This is a genomic window from Paenibacillus sp. XY044 (assembly GCF_002257645.1).
Lineage (GTDB): Bacteria > Bacillota > Bacilli > Paenibacillales > Paenibacillaceae > Paenibacillus_AQ.
The window spans coordinates 435982-453650 of sequence record NZ_NQMO01000007.1; the positions used below are offsets into that span (position 1 = coordinate 435982).

The 17669-nt window shown below is 52.0% G+C and carries 14 protein-coding genes; 2 read left to right on the forward strand and 12 right to left on the reverse strand.

What is annotated here, in order from left to right:
- Positions 1-57 precede the first annotated feature (57 nt).
- Positions 58-561, reverse strand: a complete 504-nt coding sequence (locus CJP46_RS26370; RefSeq protein ID WP_094598601.1) for a MerR family transcriptional regulator — start codon at positions 559-561, stop codon at positions 58-60.
- A gap of 166 nt (positions 562-727) precedes the next feature.
- Here CJP46_RS26370 and CJP46_RS26375 point away from each other — a divergent pair, with 166 nt between their 5' ends.
- Both CJP46_RS26375 and CJP46_RS26380 read left to right on the forward strand, forming a co-directional pair.
- On the forward strand, positions 728-1576 hold the full coding sequence (locus CJP46_RS26375) for an SDR family NAD(P)-dependent oxidoreductase (protein ID WP_094598602.1): 849 nt from the start codon (positions 728-730) through the stop codon (positions 1574-1576).
- Between the two features lie 395 nt (positions 1577-1971).
- Positions 1972-2463, forward strand: coding sequence for a CPBP family intramembrane glutamic endopeptidase (locus CJP46_RS26380; RefSeq protein ID WP_179281343.1), 492 nt, complete (start codon positions 1972-1974; stop codon positions 2461-2463).
- A gap of 175 nt (positions 2464-2638) precedes the next feature.
- Here CJP46_RS26380 and CJP46_RS26385 read toward each other — a convergent pair whose 3' ends face one another.
- The 11 genes from CJP46_RS26385 to CJP46_RS26435 form a co-directional block, all read right to left on the reverse strand.
- Positions 2639-3103, reverse strand: a complete 465-nt coding sequence (locus CJP46_RS26385; protein ID WP_179281344.1) for a VOC family protein — start codon at positions 3101-3103, stop codon at positions 2639-2641.
- Positions 3104-3220: 117 nt separating this feature from the next.
- Positions 3221-4744, reverse strand: a complete 1524-nt coding sequence (locus CJP46_RS26390) for a sulfatase family protein (RefSeq protein WP_094598605.1) — start codon at positions 4742-4744, stop codon at positions 3221-3223.
- On the reverse strand, positions 4744-5721 hold the full coding sequence (locus CJP46_RS26395) for a glycoside hydrolase family 43 protein (protein WP_094598606.1): 978 nt from the start codon (positions 5719-5721) through the stop codon (positions 4744-4746). Before CJP46_RS26395 ends, CJP46_RS26390 begins: the two co-directional genes overlap by 1 nt.
- 177 nt (positions 5722-5898) lie before the next feature.
- Positions 5899-7341 carry a sulfatase family protein gene (locus tag CJP46_RS26400; RefSeq protein ID WP_094598607.1) on the reverse strand — a complete coding sequence of 481 codons (1443 nt, stop codon included), beginning with the start codon at positions 7339-7341 and terminating at the stop codon, positions 5899-5901.
- Positions 7342-7544: 203 nt separating this feature from the next.
- Positions 7545-8975 carry a sulfatase family protein gene (locus CJP46_RS26405; protein ID WP_094598608.1) on the reverse strand — a complete coding sequence of 477 codons (1431 nt, stop codon included), beginning with the start codon at positions 8973-8975 and terminating at the stop codon, positions 7545-7547.
- Positions 8976-9012: 37 nt separating this feature from the next.
- Entirely contained in the window at positions 9013-10656 is a 1644-nt protein-coding gene (locus CJP46_RS26410) for an extracellular solute-binding protein (RefSeq protein ID WP_094598609.1), read from the reverse strand.
- 31 nt (positions 10657-10687) lie between these two features.
- Positions 10688-11584 carry a carbohydrate ABC transporter permease gene (locus CJP46_RS26415; protein WP_094598610.1) on the reverse strand — a complete coding sequence of 299 codons (897 nt, stop codon included), beginning with the start codon at positions 11582-11584 and terminating at the stop codon, positions 10688-10690.
- 18 nt (positions 11585-11602) lie between these two features.
- Positions 11603-12514, reverse strand: a complete 912-nt coding sequence (locus CJP46_RS26420) for an ABC transporter permease (protein WP_256992539.1) — start codon at positions 12512-12514, stop codon at positions 11603-11605.
- A 160-nt stretch (positions 12515-12674) separates the two neighbouring features.
- The gene (locus CJP46_RS26425; RefSeq protein ID WP_094598611.1) at positions 12675-14966 is read right to left on the reverse strand and encodes a helix-turn-helix domain-containing protein; all 2292 of its coding nucleotides are present in this window, start codon (positions 14964-14966) and stop codon (positions 12675-12677) included.
- Between the two features lie 2 nt (positions 14967-14968).
- Positions 14969-15997, reverse strand: a complete 1029-nt coding sequence (locus tag CJP46_RS26430; protein WP_179281345.1) for a LacI family DNA-binding transcriptional regulator — start codon at positions 15995-15997, stop codon at positions 14969-14971.
- Positions 15998-16399: 402 nt separating this feature from the next.
- Positions 16400-17212, reverse strand: a complete 813-nt coding sequence (locus CJP46_RS26435; protein ID WP_179281346.1) for an SDR family NAD(P)-dependent oxidoreductase — start codon at positions 17210-17212, stop codon at positions 16400-16402.
- Between the last annotated feature and the right edge of the window lie 457 nt (positions 17213-17669).

A 17669-nucleotide genomic window follows, 5' to 3' on the forward strand; every position in this document is an offset into this window, starting at 1 on the left:
AGCTTGTACTAGTCAACTTAAGTTGACGGTCAGCAATCGTCCTGATGCAGCTCATGTTCATTGGTAAGTTGCTGGCTTGTCCGCTTTAGCTGATACGGAAAAATAATTCATCTGAACAGGTGAAACAGTCTTAGTTTTCGTTTCTTCCTTTATTTTTCGTGCAACGCCCTCCTGAATTTCATCTGAGCAGTCCCGTCGGATTCTCCCCTCCCCCAATTTCATGTCGATGAAATCGACGATCTGCTGTAAAGAGTCAATTTGGCTGACGATATTTCCCCGGTGGCTCCTTAAGTGTTCCACCAGTTCGGGATATTCCGCTGGGTCAGCATCGGCGGAGACAGCCAAAAAAGGCCGCATTTCTTCCAGAGACATCCCTGTTTTTTTCAGGCACGATATCAGTCGGATCGTATTGATGTCATCCTGCCTGTAAATGCGGTGCCCGTTACTCTTTCGGTCTGGCCGGGACAACAAAGTGATCTTTTCGTAGTAACGGATCGTATCTTCAGAAATTCCGGTTTGCTCTGCGGTTTGCTTTATTGTAAACGTTTGCTCTTCCTTCATTTGTACCCTCCCGGAGATGGTTATTCTGTACATTATAAATGTTGGAGCTGGCGCCAAGTCAAGTCTCACCTTCAACATAAAAACTATTGATTTCTTGCCTTGACTTGGAGTCGACTCCAAGTTATAGAATGTGCGCTATCACCCCAATATCAGAAGGAGACTTACGATGAACATGAACCAACGTGAAAGTATCGCATTGATTACAGGCGCGAGCGCCGGGATCGGGTTGGAATTAACCCGAAAACTGCTATCGGAGGATTGGCAGGTGGTCGCTTTGAACCGTTCCGATTTTCCGGACGAAGATATGATCATTCAAAAAGCAGTCAAGAGTGGACGGCTTCGAATTTATAAAACCGCTGATCTTGCCGATTTTGGCAGCTTGAAAAAATCTTTGGAAGAAATCAAAAGCTCGGAGCAGCGTATCGATGTCTTGTTTAATAACGCCGGCGGGTCCTTTCCCGAGCTGCGCTATTCGAAACAAGGCCGCGAGCAGCACTATGAACTGCTGACAGTCGTTCCTTATATCATTCTGATGGAATTAAAGGAACTTATCAAAAATAGCAGCTTAAAAACGGTGATCAACACCTCATCCTCAGCGCTAAAATTTACGAAAGAGTTTAATATCGAAATCCTGGAGCGCCCTAAAACCTTCCGCAAGCTGATCGGTCCTTACGCCACCTCTAAACTTGCGCTTTCACTGTGGACTCAGGCCATCGGGCCGCAGCTGGCCAAGGAGGGCATCAAGATCCGCAGTGTTGACCCGGGCAGCAATAATACGCTAAGAAAAGGAAAAAATTCCGGATTGCCCCTATATGTTAAACCGCTAATGAAGCTGTTTTTCGCTCCGCCTACTCACGGCGCCGATAAGCTGTATGAAGGCGCTCTTGGGGAACACCGTAATGAGACCGGCGTGTTTTTGCTGAAAGGCCAGGTTGCAGACTTAAAATTTACAGATCAAGCACGCCACGTTTTAGAAAGGATTCATGCGATTTACGAACGTGAGTTTTTACAATGAAATTTTTGATATAACTTGACTATTAGGATAATTTTGCCATATGGTTGAATGCATGCACAAGCCATACATACGAAAGGAGAAGTGATTGTGAGCAGCTCCCTGAACGCCCGTAATCCTAACTTGTTGGTTACGGTTATCGTGTATTACCTTGTGACATCAGTCGGTGCGCTAGCCCTAGGGATGGTCCAGCCTCTCCTCGGCATTCCAGAAGTCGTCATTCAGATATCACAATTTGGTCCAACCCTTGGCGTACTGGCCATCATCGTGATGACCTCTCGTCGCACAAGACCACCTATTACGCTGAAGCTGCATCTCAATCCGCTGGAGCCTCCCGTTTGCTCGCGGCTGCGCTGTTCATTGTCTTGGCGTTCGCCCTCTCTTGGCTCTGGTACAGCGTGACCGGACACGTATTTGATTATACGGCACCCTCAACGCTAACACATCCGTTCTGGCTCATCGTTATTGCCCAGTTCATAGGAGCGGCGGGAGAGGAGATTGGTTGGAGATGCTTCCTGCAGCCTGCGCTTCAAACCCGAATGGGCAGTTTTCCGGCTTCCATGATCGTAGGTCTGCTCTGGGGCGCATGGCACATCGGCGTATTCGCGGAAGGCTGGGCTTATGCCGCTTTATTCATGCTGTCTGCTGTTTCGATCTCCGTCTTGTTAGGCGAGCTGCTGCGCGGCCTTCGCGGCGGACAACTACTCATCTCGGCTTCTGTCCATGCGCTGATCAATCTCGGCATGCTCCTTTGGCTCAACGAAGAGGATGGTAGCCAGCTGGCTATGGGAACTCTTGCGTTCGCCGACACCATTGCCGCCATCGCTGCGATTTGTCTTCTCCGCGTGCGAGCCGCCAACCGCCGGGCTTCCGGAAAATTGACACTATAATAAGAGTGTGTATTGCCCCCCGCTAAAAGAAGGAACCCTGACACCAAATGGTCAGGGTTCTTGTCTTTTTACTTAATCTGTGTCGGACGCTTTGGCTTTTTTGCGTTTTATCGCTCTTGCCCCTTCCCAACCGGCCCGTCATATTCTGTAACTTCTTTTCAGTGATTCCGCCATATTATCCCCGGTCTTCCGCGATGATGGAGCTGCCTCTTTCTTCGACCGCCCGAATGTAGTGCCCGTCGGGATCATAAAAGGTGAAATAACCAAAATCGTTATTAAATAGAGGTTCTTTATCAATAGGGGCTCCAGCTTGTTGGATCCGTTCATGCAGAGCCAGCAAATCATTCGTTAATAACTCAACCATTGTCACGTGCCCCGTGTGATTTGTGATAAAAAAGGAACGAGGAAATACAAACTTTAGCGGCGTGACATCTTCCGGTTTCGTTTCCATCAAAAAAATACCCGGACCATTTCCATTTTTCAATGCAATATGTGCCTCTCCAAACGAATAATCTGCTGAAATCAATTTGTAGCCTAACACATCGCAATAAAAATCCACCGATTTTTTCAAATTTGTGACTGGAAATCTCATGCAGCAATAACCGATCACATCAGCGTCATTCGTTTTTCGGTTCAACATATTCAACATGCAGCTCCTTCTGAACTGGTTAGGACTTCAGGAATGATCACAAGTGGGCAGACAATTTCTAACTATTCGTTATCTTCAACGAACCTTCCTGCCAATCACAGCGGAACATTAAGCATGCTTGGCCTTTACTTCCGCATAATTCAAGTTCACAGTCGGATTCAGCGGAATACGATCTTCCTTCTCCATCATCCAGTACAGCAGCTTGCGCTCAAGCTCTGTACGAATGCTCGTGAAGGCAGGGTCATCGAAGCGATTTTGCAGCTCGTCCGGATCGTTGGCCAGATCATAGAGCTCACCCTCGCCATTCGCATAGAGGTTCAGTTTCCACTCCAAAGTGCGAATGCTCTTGCCCTTCCCTATCCATGCTTCCCGATAGGCGCACCAGACGAAAAAACGGTCATCGAGCGGGTGCTCCGGACGAACGGTAATATCAGATACGCGCAGCGGTTCCCCTTCTTCACCGCTCTCGATGACAACGTATTCGCGGGGCACATAGTCCTTGCCTCTCAGATACGGCGCTAAGCTCTTGCCCTGAACACCCGGTGGAATGGGTATACCTGCCATGTCCAGAAAGGTCGGCATAATATCCACCAGCTCGGCCAGATGATCCGTACGCGCCGGTCCCTGATAGCCCGGTGCTGCGACAATGAACGGCACGCGGGTAAAAGAGTCATAGAACATGTTATGCTTCTGAATCAGCCCATGAGCCCCCATTGAATCACCATGGTCTGACGTGAAAACGACGAGCGTATTGTCCGTCAGGCACAGCTCCTCCATTTTCGCGAAAACGCGGGCAAGGGTGTCGTCGATAAAACGAATCATGCCGTAATGGATCGCTCGTACCTGACGAATCAGATCATCGTCCGCCGTATCCATCGCGTCCATCAGATAAGCCACACGCTGCCGTTCCGGCTTTCCCTCCAAGCTATCTTTTGGCGGAAGCGGTACCTTAGCGGGATCCATCATGCTTGCGTAAGGTTCCGGTGCTTGATATGGCGTATGTGGATCCGGGAAAGACAGCCAGGCGAAAAAGGGCTTTTCCGGATCACGCTGATTTTCGAGGTAATCCAGCATGGTGTCCCCAAGCAGGTAAGTCCCACATTTTTCCGGACGGGCAGGGTTGGTTCCATGACCCAGTGGGCTCACCCAGCAAGTATGGGACCACTCGTGCGCCGCTTTGGTCTCGGGATCGTCCCTGTAGCCGTCAACTAGATGTCCATGCTCCGCCAGCCGGACGTAATCGAATACTTCCCTCAGCACGCTGGCCTTTTTGTGATCGATGATTTCACCCGGATAGTAAGTCTTGGTGTTCTCCATAAACGCGTGATTTTTCCCGAGGATAGCCGTCTGATATCCATGCTCCTTAAGTACTTGAGGCAGCGTAACCTCCTCAGGATTAATCATCATGTGGTTCGCATGGACTCCGATTGTAGATGCATACCTTCCCGTAAACAACGATGATCTTGACGGTGAACAGGCGGGATAATTACAGAAAGCAAATTCAAAGACAACACCGCGTTTGGCCAAGCCCTCGAGCGTGGGAGTTTTTAATACGGGGTTCCCGTATAGGCTAAGCGTTTCCGCCGATTGCTGGTCCGTCTGAATGAGAAGTAAATTGGGCCTGTTATCCATTATGCACCTCCCTTCTTGCTCCCGTTCCGCGACGGCGCCGGCTGCGCGGTAAGCGTCGGTCCATACACCTCAATCGAGCCATCCTCACGGAAGCTCATACGATCCATACACACCTGACGATCCCCGCCGCCCTCTTCGGGATTCGTGTGCGTATGATAGACGATGAACAGCTCCGAGCCGTCCGGAGACACCGTTACACTATGGTGACCGGGACCGGAAACTTCCGGCGTATCCGCAAATAGAATAGGATTTTGTTCATACTTCACGAAAGGTCCGAGTGGCTGCCTTGAAATTGCGTAGCCGATGGAGTAATCCCGGTGGGCAAAGCAGTTGGCCGAATACATCAAATAGTAGAGTCCATCGCGCTTCACCACAAAGGGACCTTCATTCCAACGAGTTTCATTTCCGGATTTGAATTCCCATTCCTGGTCCGGCTTGAGCAGCAATTGTCCCTCCGATATTACAGTCAGCAGGTCTGTACTCAACTCCGCGATATAGATGTGACTTTCCTTTCGACCCTCCACCACATTCTCCGAGCAGTCGCGGGAATAATACATGAAAGCCCGCCCGTCCTTTTCGATCAAGACATGAGCATCAATGGCCGCATAGCCGAAATCGAACATAGGTCGGTCAAACACGTCCTCGAACGGTCCAACCGGACTATCGCTTACGGCAACACCGATGCGCAAGCTGTCCTTTTCGAGCCAACGGGACGTATAGAACATGTAGAATTTCCCTTTGAACTCTACCACCTCAGGCGCCCAAAACTGCTTATAACCCCATGCTTTCACATCCTTGCTCTTCTCGTATACGAAGCCTTCCTCCTTCCAATCAACGAGGTTCTCAGAAGACCAGGCCTTAAATCCTTCATCAACAGCTGAAGTAGGGTAACAGTAATACTTTCCGTCAGACGCTTTGAGAATAAAAGGATCGCCGATTTTTTGTATCCCAATCGGGTTGGTATAGGTGTCGGTCATAGGGTATCCCTCCTTTTGTAAACATCAGCCTTTAATCGAACCGATCATGACGCCTTTTACAAAATAACTCTGAATGAATGGATAAGCACCAGTACCGTACGCTCGATATCATGACGCGCTCCTCCCGTCAGTTTGCTTGCCGGCCGAATCCACAAGCTGGTTTCTCGGGTCATGTTCCTACCACGGCGCATTGCGCAGCGGCAGCGGATCGACGGTCATCGCCATGCGGTTGCACAGGCGCTGCAGCAGCTCAAGCTTCATGGAAGTGTATATGGGATCCTCCCAGGCGTTGCGATTTTCGCCGGGGTCCGTTTGCAGATCGTACAACTCGCCGGAATTGTCGTTGTGGTACAGTACAAGCTTGTGATGCTCCGTCCGCACCATCGTCGCCCATGCCCGAAGATCGCCATGCGGGAAATTAGCGTCGTAGGATTCGCAGTACACATCCTCGCGATGCTTTGGCGTCTCCTGTTCCAGTGCGTTCAGAAGCGGCCATAAAGACTTGCCCTGCATCCCCTCATAGACCGGGGATTCCGATGCCTCCAGCAGCGTCGGCGCCAGATCGGTCAGCTCGACCAAAGAAGAGAGGCGACGGCCGCCTTTGATCCCCGGCCCGCGGACGATCAGCGGCACGCGCACGCTGCAATCGTAGAAATGCGGTCCCTTCAGATACATGCCGTGATCGCCGAGCAGTTCACCGTGATCGGACATGAAGATGACGATCGTGTTGTCCATCTGCCCGCTGCGCTCGAGCGAATCGAGCATGCGTCCCACCTGGTCGTCGATCAGGTCGCACATCGCCCAATAGGCGGCGCGTATCAGCCGATGATCGCATTCGCTCATGCTGGATGCGGGCAGATTCCCCTTCATGCCGTACGCACCGTCTCGATCGATGCGCTGATATACCGGCTTGTTATCGAGCTCCCCTTCCACATAGTTCGGCAGCTGAATTTCATCCAGCCGCTCCAAATACCTCTTCAGATATTCCTTCGGCGGATCGAATGGATGATGGGGATCGAACAGGTTAACAAGGAAAAACCACGGCTGATCATAGTCCGCATTCGTTTCGATAAACTGTACGGCTTTCTCCGCGCACCAGGTCGTTTGATGATCCTCGGCATCCGGGCCGTAGCTCACATACCGGGACGCTTCGACCGGCTGCGGCGAGAATGTCTTCCCCTTCCCTTTCAGCCACTGTGTATATTCGTTCGTCGGCCACTCCGAACTCGGGTGATGTGACCAGAAAAATTGATCGAAGCCGTCGTCGATCCGTCGCTCCGTTCCCTTGGTGACGGAGGGATGGCAGGCGGATAAATGCAGCTTGCCGGCAAGACCGCAAATATATCCTTCCTCGGAAAGCAGCCGCGAGATCAGTTTCTCATCGTTGGGAATGTCCTGTCCGTTAGCCCGGCATCTTGTCGTCCTCGGGTAACGTCCCGTCAGAAAACTGGCGCGGCTCGGTGTACACACCGGGCTCTGGCAAAACGCTTGCTCGAATAATACGCCTTCGGCGGCCAGGCGGTCGATATGCGGCGTGTTTACCCATTCGTTTCCATAGACGCCCAGCGTATCCTGCCGTTGTTGGTCGGTGCAAATCCATAAAATATTCGGCTTCTTCAAGCTGATTCCTCCCTAATGAATCCATTTCATCATGGATTAAACATGCGATAACGAAACGATATATAGATCAATAAAACCGTATTGATCTATATATCGTCTTGATTGAAGCAGCTAGTGGTATTATGAAATAGGTTCGGATTCCGCGTATTTCAATCGGTTTGTCGGCAAGATGATATTGGCCCCAAAAAGACCTCGACCGCTCCCTACCAAGGAGCGGTCTTGAGCAGCCCCGGATCGGCCGTATCCACCAGCCGGCGGCACAGACGCTCCATCAGCTCCAGCTTTACGCCAGCCGATGCCGCATCGTTCCACAGATTGCGGCGTTCCTGCGGGTCGGCACTCAGGTCGTACAGCTCTCCTTCCGGAGCCGGACCGTGCACAACAAGCTTATGTGTTTCGGTACGAAGCATGGTGCCGCAGGCTCTGGCTTCTCCGTTTACCCGCACTTCGTCAACCTCGCACAGGACATCTTGCCGATGGCCCGCCTCGGCTCCTGTCAGCAACGGCAAAAGCGATTTCCCCTGCATGCCGGGGGTTACGGGCAATCCGGCGACCTCCAGCAGCGTCGGTGCCAGATCGAGCAGCTCCGTCAAGGCTGAGATCCGCTTCCCGGCCTGAAGGACGCCCGGATACGATACAATCAGCGGGATATGCACGGATTCCTCGTAGAAATGCGCGCCTTTCAAATAAATGCCGTGATCCCCGAGCAGCTCTCCGTGATCGGACATGAAGATGACCATCGTGTTATCGAGCTGCCCGGTCCGCTCAAGCGCCTGCAGCATCCTGCCCACCTGCTCGTCGATCAGATCGCACATTGCCCAGTAAGCGGCGCGCAAATACTTGTGATCCTGATCGCTCATCCGGGCGAACGGATACAGCTTGGAATTGGCATAAGCCCCGTTATGATCACGTCTTTGCACGCCCGGCTTGCATTCCAGCTCGCCCTCTTCGTAGTTTGGAAGCGGTATGGCGTCCAGCTGATCCAAATACCGCTTCAAATAGCTCTCCGGCGGGTCAAAAGGATGATGTGGCGCAAAGATATTGACGGAAAACAGCCAAGGCTGTTCGAACCGCGCATTCGCTTCGATGAATTCAATCGCTTTCTCCGCGCACCAGGCCGCTTGATGGTCTTCAGCGTCCGGCCCGCAGACGACATGCTCGCATTCGGGCAAAGGACGGGCTTCGTAGGACTTCCCTTTTCTTAGCAGCCACTGGGAATATTCGTTGACCGGCCAGTCCTCCTGCGGGTGATGCGACCAATAAAAGACATCGTAGCCGTCTTTGATGCGCGGCTCCATTCCCTTGCTGACGGACGGATGGCAGGCTGACAGATGCAGCTTGCCGGACAGACCGCAGGTGTAGCCCGCCTCTTGTAGAAGACGCGTCACGAGCACCTCTGTTTCCGGAATGCTCTGTCCGTTCTTCATGAAGCCCGTCGTTCTCGGATAACGTCCCGTCAGAAGGCTGGCGCGGCTGGGTGAGCAAATCGTCGATTGGCAGTAGGCTTTCTCGAAGAGTGCCCCCTGCTGCGCCAAGGCATCGATATGCGGCGTTTGAACCCATGGGTTTCCATAACAGCCCAGCGTATCAAACCGCTGCTGATCCGTGCAGATCCATAAAATATTCGGCTTCATTCGGCCTCGTCCCCCCCATTCCACTTGACGATCGTTTTTACTTCTTGTATTGGGCGGTATATGCTTCGTTGTAAATCTCCAGATACCGCTTCAAATTCATGCCGTCCAGCGTCGAGATATAGTTGTTCCAGTCTTTGTCCAGCGACAAGTCACCGATAATAAAGCGGGTCTTGCTCTCTTTCACATAGTCCGTGATTGTCTTCTGGAGCATGGTCAGCTCCGCCGCCTGCGCTTCGTTGAAGAAGATCGGAGGAACCTCCTGCTCCTTGGAGCTCTTGTATGGCTCATAATTGTTCACCGTCGCGTCATAGAGCTTACGCGGCACCGACACCTCATCCGCGGCAAGGCCTTCGAACATTTCCTTCGAGAAGTGATACGGCGCCGTCTGCATCCAGGAGTTGTTCTGCAGCGTGCCGAAGCCGATCAGGCGAACCCAGGTGGCCGGCCCGCCGTTCAAGCCGCTTGCGCCTTCCTCCGGCTTCTTCCAGCCGACGCCTTCGGTGCCGATATTCGCTCTCAGCGAGATATCGTCGCTGAACAGGGCGTCGCCCCAGCGGAAGGCCAGCTCCGGATCTTTAGCGCTGCCCGTAATCAGGAAATTTCCGCCGGAGTTGTTATAATACAAATACGGCGTCTGCTGCAGCCCCGACGGCCCCTTCAACGGCGGAATCGCAGCAAAGTCCTTCCAGCGGTCCTTACTCACATCGGTGAACTGCGCAAATGAAGAGGAGGCGACGACGCCGACCGTCGGATCTCCGTTCTCGACCTGCGCTTTGAGCTGGCTGTTGTTTTGCGTGAACGCTTCGTTGTCGATCAGGCCTTCCGCGTACAGCTTGTGAAGGTAGGACAATCCTTCCTTGTACCCGGATTTGGTGAAACCGGCGTCGATCTTGCCGTTCTCGTCGAACAGAAGCTCGTTGGAAGTCAATTTATGCAAAATAAACGAGTTCATCAGGAAACTGTCGACATTCGTCATGCTGTCCTGCACCCCGCCGGACATCGGGATTTCATCCTTTTTGCCGTTGCCGTTCGGGTCCATCGTCTTAAAGGCTTTCAGCACATTTTCGAATTCGTCGGTCGTCGTCGGCATGTTAAGATTCAGCTTCTTCAGCCACGGCTCATATATCCACATTTTCTGCGGCGCCAGCGTATGCGGATTGCGGTCGATGCCACTGAGCGAGTATATATTGCCATCCGGCGCTGTAATGGCCTGCTTGACCTCGGGGTACTTTTCGAACAGTTTTTTCGTCTCTACACCGTATTTGTCAATCAAATCGTTCAGCGGCAGAAAGATGCCCTGCTGGCCGTACACCATCTGCTGGGCCGAGCTGACGCCGAAGCCGACGATCACATCCGGCAGGTCTCCGCTGGTGAGCGCCAGATTCAGCTTTTCCTGGGCTTCCTGCGGGGGAGCAAACTTCCATTCCACGTGAACATCGGTTAAATCCTCATAATATTTCGTGAAATCGTTCGTCTCGTAATTCTGCACATAAGGACTTTGCACAGCCAGCACCTTGAGCGTTGACTTTTCCTTCGACAGCGGAAACGTACCTGCTGCTTGAGCCGACTCGGTTTTGGAACTCTCGGTATTCACCGAACCTGCCCCGGAGTCTCCGTTCGAGCAAGCCGTGATCATGGCCGCCATGGCGACCGCAAGCGAAAGAGCAAGCGTTTTTTTCATCTTTTTCCCCCCATGGAATAAGTTTGACAAACTACCCTTTCAGTGCACCGATCATGACGCCTTTAACGAAGAAGCGCTGCACAAACGGATAAACAATCATCATCGGCAAGGTCGATACGACGATCAGACAGTATTTAAGCAGCTCCGCGAGACCGAGCATCTTTGCAGAGTCCGCCGTTTCGCCCATAAAATCTGCGCTCATTTGACTTCGCACCAAGATTTCCCTCAGCACCAGCTGCAGTGGATACAGACTCGGTTTGTTCAAGTACAGCAGCGCATTGAAATATTGGTTCCAGTGCTCGACGGCGTAAAACAGCGAGATAACGGCAATGATCGGTACCGACAGCGGAAGCACGATTTTCCACAGAAAGGTGTAGTCGTTGCAGCCGTCCATTTGCGCCGCCTCCAGCAGATCATGCGGAATCGTGGTCTGAAAGTAAGTCCGGGTGATAATCATGTTCCAGATGCTCAGCGCCGCCGGCAGCCAAAGCGCCCAGGGTGAATTGAGCAGGCCAGCCCCCTTGACCACCAGATACGTCGGGATCAAGCCGCCGTTAAAAAACATCGTGAAGGCAAATACCAGCATGAACAGTCCGCGTCCTATCAGATCCTTTCGCGCCAGCGGATATGCGGCCAGAATCGTAATGACAACATTGATGATGGTGCCGACGACTGTATAGCCAACGGATCTCAAATACGCATTCAGAAACTCTGGCTCGTCAAGGACAGCCTTATAGCCCTCCAGGCTGAAACCAACCGGAAACAAGACCACCTCACCTGCCGTGACCGCATCCTTCGCGCTGAAGGACGAGCTGAGGATAAAAATAATCGGATACAACACGATGACCAATATGATGGACAAATACAAGTAAATCATGAAGCTGAACGCGCGGTCTCCCTTAGCATTTTTCATTTTGGCGATTTCCATCGTCTTCCCTCCCCCTTCCTACCACAGGCTTGATTGACCCGCCTTTCTCGAGATTCGGTTGACGGTCATAATCAGAATGAAAGCGAGTACATTTTTGAACAGCCCAATGGCGGATGCATAGGAAAAGTTCGGAATCATGGATTTCAGACCCATGTTGTACACGTAGGTATCAATAATTTCCGACGTTCTCATGTTCAGCGGATTTTGCATCAGTAGCACTTTTTCAAAGCCCAGATCGAACATCCGCCCTGTTTCCAATATCAGCAAAATCATCGCCATCGGCAATATACCGGGCAAATCGATATGCCACATCCGCTTCAGCTTGCTCGCTCCGTCCATGACCGCCGCTTCGTGCAGGGCCGGATCGATTGCCGACAGGGCAGCCAGATAGATAATGCAGGAGAATCCCGTATGCTGCCAAATATCCGACCAGACGTAAATGCTCTTGAAGGCTGACGGCTCTCCCATCAAATTCGGCAGCTGCGCGTCCACGCCCAGCAAACCGAGCAGAGCGCCGATTGGACCGGTCTTCGGGGAAAGGAACTGCATGATGATGCCGACCATGACGACAACGGAGATGAAGTGGGGCGCATAGGTCACCATTTGAACCAGATTTTTAAAGCGAGTGTTGACAACGTAATTCAGGCTGAGCGCCAGAATGATGGGAAACGGAAAGCTGACAATGAGATGGTACAGACTGAGGCCCAGCGTGTTGCCCATGATTCGCCAAAACTCGTACGAATGAAAAAACTGATTGAAATACTTCAGGCCAACCCATTCACTGCCTGAGATGCCTTTGATCAGGTTGTAGTTTTTGAAGGCGATCTGGGCGCCGTACAGCGGAAAATACCGAAATACAATGAGGTACGCCAGAGGCAGCAACAGAAGCGTATACAGCTGCCAGCCTCGCAGCACACGTTTAATGGACACTGATGCTCACCCCCTCTATCGTTCGCTTTCATGCCCGGCCAGGACTTGGGCCTACTATAGCCGGCAAGAGCGGCTGCGGTAAAGAGGAGTCTTCGGCAGAGCCTGCAATTCTTGATCACAGGGGTGGAATGCAAGAATTGCAAGCGCTTCAAATATTGCATCATCCCATGAATCGAGCGCCGTTTTGCTCGCGGTAGGCTTTGGGCGTAAGGCCGGTGACACGCTTGAAAGCCCTGCCGAACGTGTTGGCGGAATGATAACCCACGGACACGGCGACCTCCCCGACCGCCAGCTTCTTCTCCGCCAGCAGGAGCTTGGAGCTCTCGATTCGTTTCCTCTCCAGGTACTCGAAGAAATTGATTCCCGCGTATTCTTTGAACCTTCGTGACATATAGGTTTCCGTCACATTGAAGTATTCCGCCAAATACGTCAGGGACATTTGCGGATCGGTATACTGCTCGTCGACAAAGTGCAGGTATTGTTCAAAATCCTGCTGCTGCCGTTGCTGCTTGCGCTCTCGGGTCAGGCGGCAGCTGCGAAGAAGCAGCCGGCGCAGCGCTCGGAATTGCTGTTTCGGGCTGCCGCTCCATTCCTCGCGGGCGAGGTTTGCGCTCAGCCCTTCCAGACCGATTACCTCGCCCGATTCCGTAAGCTTGATCAAGCTGCCCGCGAAATCCATTACAAACACTTGCAGCAAATACCTCGGCAATTCGCGGCTCTCAAAGTTTTCCCGATCGAGCTCGTCCAGCAGCAGCGCCAGCTCTTCCTCGTTGCTCGATTTGACCAAATGGAACAACCTTGCCTCGACATTATCGGGATAATAATACACATGGTTCTGAAGGGTTGTTTCCTGATGCCACAGAACGCCGCTGTCCTTGCCGATGATTGCCGCCCGCTGCGCCTCCCGAAAGGACCGGGCAAGCTCCTTGCGCTGCCGGCAGAAGCTTCCGGCCGAAAGGAGCGTACGGATGCTGAATTTCTCCTTCAGCTCCTGTTGTACTTGGCGTAGAAGCCGATCCACTTGTTCGGCGAGCGTTCGCTCGTCCTCCTCGTCGAAATGGAACAGCAGCGCCAGCTGGGCGTCGTCCGTCTCATGCACGTAACAGAACGGCTGCGATTCGTGCTGCAGGTAATCGCGCACGATCGCTTTCTTTTCATTCAGCCTGCCGACATCCTCCCGGTCGCTCTCTTCGTATTCCGTAGACAGCATCAACAGCGCCGCCAGGCTGAAGCCCCCCTCTCCCCAGTCCAGCTTCAGTTCGCCTAGGAGCGCCTTGATCTCGGCTTCGGAGGCAAATTGCCCGCGCAGCAGCCGGTCAAAGAACGATGACCTCAGCAGCGGGAGCTGTTGTCTCATCCGCACCTCCATCTCCAGATGAGTATCGACCAGGCTGGAGACAGCCCGCTGAATGGCTCCCAGCGCATTGCCTTTCATGCGAAGCGATTCCGGAGCATGCTTGGCGACGGCATTCATCAGCCCCTGAACCGGCTTGCTGCTGCGGTAGGCAAACTGCAGCGCAATCAGCGCCGCAGCGATCATGAACAGAACCAGAATCGTGATGCTGACTTCTTTGATGTAGACAATTTTATTCAGCACGATCGCCTTCGGCTGGGCCGCGACATACACCCAGCCGTTATAGGAAGAAGTCACGTAAGTGACCATCATCTCCTCTCCGCCGATTTTCTCTTTCCGTACCCCATCGGAAGAAGGCAGGGACAGGGGATGGACGGCAGACTTCGCCCCGTCTCCCTGCATGTTCATCAGCAGCCGTCCTTCGGAATCGGCAATATACGCCCAGCCGTTCCCGATATTGAGCCCGCGCAGGAGCTGCTGGATCTTGTCCTCCCTCAGCAGGATAAGAGCCGTTCCGCTGGAGTAATCCTTATACCCGAACGATTGCAGGTAGGTCAACGCCAAGTAGTCTCTATATTCCAGAACAACCTTCGAGACAGGAAGCGTTTGACGGAAATAGTAGTTCTCCAAAAGCTTGTCGAAGAAATCCTTGTCCTCGGGATAAGAGAAGATCTGCGGAAACCTGGACATGCTGCCGACGAAATTGTTGTTCAGAACCAGCCCGTTGTCGGGAAAAAAGAGAAAAAAATCGAGTACGTAGTCACTTGTCGTCCAATAATCCTGCAGCTGTTTCTTCGCTCGGAGCACCTTGATCAGATGCTCGCCTTGCAACGGATTGTTCAGACGATTCAAATTTTGAATCCCGGGCTCATCGGCGATTTTTTGCAAGACGCCGTCCAGCGAACGGAGCTGGCTGTCAACCGCTTGCATGCTTTGGCGTAGCAACACTTGATTCGATTGCTTGGTTTCGTTCTCCAAAACGATGGAAGTTTTCTGATAGATGAGATAGCCGACCCCGGACGACAACACCATAATGATCAGAAATGGCATCAGGTTATCGAGCAGAATCCTTGTATGGGGCTTCAACAACGCGCGCACCTTTACCGCTCCTCCTTGTCCGCTTGCAGCTCCTGGCTCGGAAAGCGGCAGGATTGGCGAACCGTCAATTGCGCCGGCACGACGATGGTTTCGAATGTGGATGGGATGCCTTCGCGAATGCGCTTCAGCAGGAGCTCTACGGCGAGCGAGCCCATTCCCGCCGAATCCTGGGACATCACCGTCAGCAGCGGCTGAATCCGGGCAAGCAGCGGAAAGTCGTCAAAGCAGGCGAGCGCCAAGTGGTCTGGAACCTGCATCCCGCGGCGATAGAGCTCTTCGATGGCTTCGATCGCAGCGAATGGTTGCGTCAACAGCATCGCCGTTGGATAGGGCTTTCCTCGCTTCAAAATCTCCTCTACCAGCTTTTGTCCGTGCTTCTCCCGGATTCGAAGGGTTTCATCAAAGCAGCCGACGCGGCGCAGTTCCTCCACAAAGCCGTCCGACCGCTGTGAGGTGACGGAATTGTCCCGGTTATCGGCAACAACGATGCGCCGATGGCCTTGCCGAAACAGATGGGCTGCAAGCTCGGCCGCCTTTTGCCGATTGTCCGTAGCGACATGATCTCCCGGGAAGTTGTCCGGATCGGGACGATGGCCGATGGTCACATAGGGAATGCCCAGTTTGCGCAGCAAATGAAGATGCCGATGGTCCGCCTCCTGTACCGGCGTCATCACAATTCCGTCGACCTTGGATGATATGGCCGTGCGGACATATTCCTCCTCCCGTTCCAGCCGGTCGCTCGACTGACACAGGTAGACACGGTAGCCAGCCTTCCAGGCAGCCTCCTCAACCGCTTCCGCCATCAAGGCAAAATGGGGGTTGCTCAGATGGCGCACGATAAAGGCGATGGTCTTCGTCTCTCTCCTGCGCAGGCCGCGCGCCACTTCGTTCGGCAAGTAATGAAGCTCGTCGGCGATTTCGCGGATTAAACGGCGCGTATCTTCCGACATGCGGCCCGTTCCGCGCAAGGCATGCGTCACCGTCATCATGGAAACGCCCGCCCGTTCGGCAATATCCTTAAGTTTTACCATAGACCCTCCAGTACAGTAAGACATGACCGGCTGCTAACCGGCTTTCGGAATTGACAATGCCCAATCCACCACGTATTGAACGACGATTGACAATGAATAAACATTCATCAGGAAAATTCGAAAAAGGAATGTAGATGAATTGGCTTGCTGAGGGTTGTTCTTCTTTTGTTGTCAGTTTGATTAGTTTAACGTTAAATCAAATTAGAATTTTGGATTCCTTAGATACCTGAGGCACTGAAGTCCCATAGAATTCTACCATATAAACCCACTAGAGAGTATGGATTATTTGCTAGAAGAGTGATACAGAACTTCAGACTAAAACACCAAAACAAAAAATCCCCAAAAATTTATTCGGGGATATTCTGTATACCGATGCTTTTGGTTCTGAGCATTTTTCCTTGATTAGTCCGCTTCAGCAGAACGCTCAATCCATGTGTTGATCTCTTCAAGCCGTTTAGTATATGCATCGCGAATCGTGTATGCAGCCTGAGAGCCAACTGGCAAACGAAGCGGCGGGTTGCCACTATTGACAGCTGAAATGATAAATTGCACCGCTTTGGCCGGGTCGCCGATCTTCATGTTCGAAAAACCATTCTCGTAAGCTTCATACAAAGGTGCGTACTCTTGCTTCTTTTCGGTTTGATCCAACGAATCTGCAAAAAACGCGGTAGCGTACACGGATGGCTCCACGATCGTCGTCTTGATCCCGAAGCTGGCGAACTCCGTCTCAAAAGCTTCGGAGAAGCCTTCCACGGCAAACTTGGATGCAGCGTAAATGCTGTATGGCGGCATGGACCAAGCTCCAAAGAAGGACGAAAAATTAACGTAATGTCCCGATCCCTGGCTCTTGAAAACGGGGAGTGTCGCACGAATGACATTCAATACGCCAAGCACATTGACGTCGAACTGCTTCCGAATTTGCTCATCCGTGTACTCCTCCAACATGCCAAACAATCCGTAACCGGCATTATTCACGACAATATCGATTTTTCCAAATACATCAACGGCTTCTTGAACAGCGGATTGTATTTGTTCCTTGTTAGTGACGTCCAAAGCAGCAAGGTGAGCACGTTCTGGCGCTAGCGCTTTAAAATCCTGGATCGCGTCGAGTTTCCGTGCCGTTGCAACCACTTTATCTCCCGCTTGGAGCAGCTGCTCCACAAATTGCCGCCCAAACCCTGTCGAGGTTCCTGTAATAAACCATACTTTACTCATCGTTGTCATCTCTCCCATTAGATAATTTGTTGAAGTTCCTTCGATACTGGTTTCCTACATTCGAGAATGTTCATTCTAATATTTACAAAAAACGGCCGCTCCAATTAGGCATTAAGCATCACCTTCAGCAATAACTCGTCCTTATCATATTCCATGTTTCTGGGCACTTCCCTCAGTCCCTCCTTCGATAATTATTTATAACATATTGAGAACGGATGGTAAAGAATAATTTTTACTGATCGTTCTCATATATGTCGACTCACTAATCATTCGCATCCGCCTTATACGTGCTTAGCCGAGAAATTCTTCACGAATAAAAATAAAAGCCACCCCAGAATTGATATTATCCCCTTCGAGTAGACAAGTGCTAAGAAAGCGCACTAAAGTTTACTTGGAGGGGATTTTTCATGGGCGAAATTCGGAAGACATATTCCGTTGAGTTTAAGCAAAAGGCAGT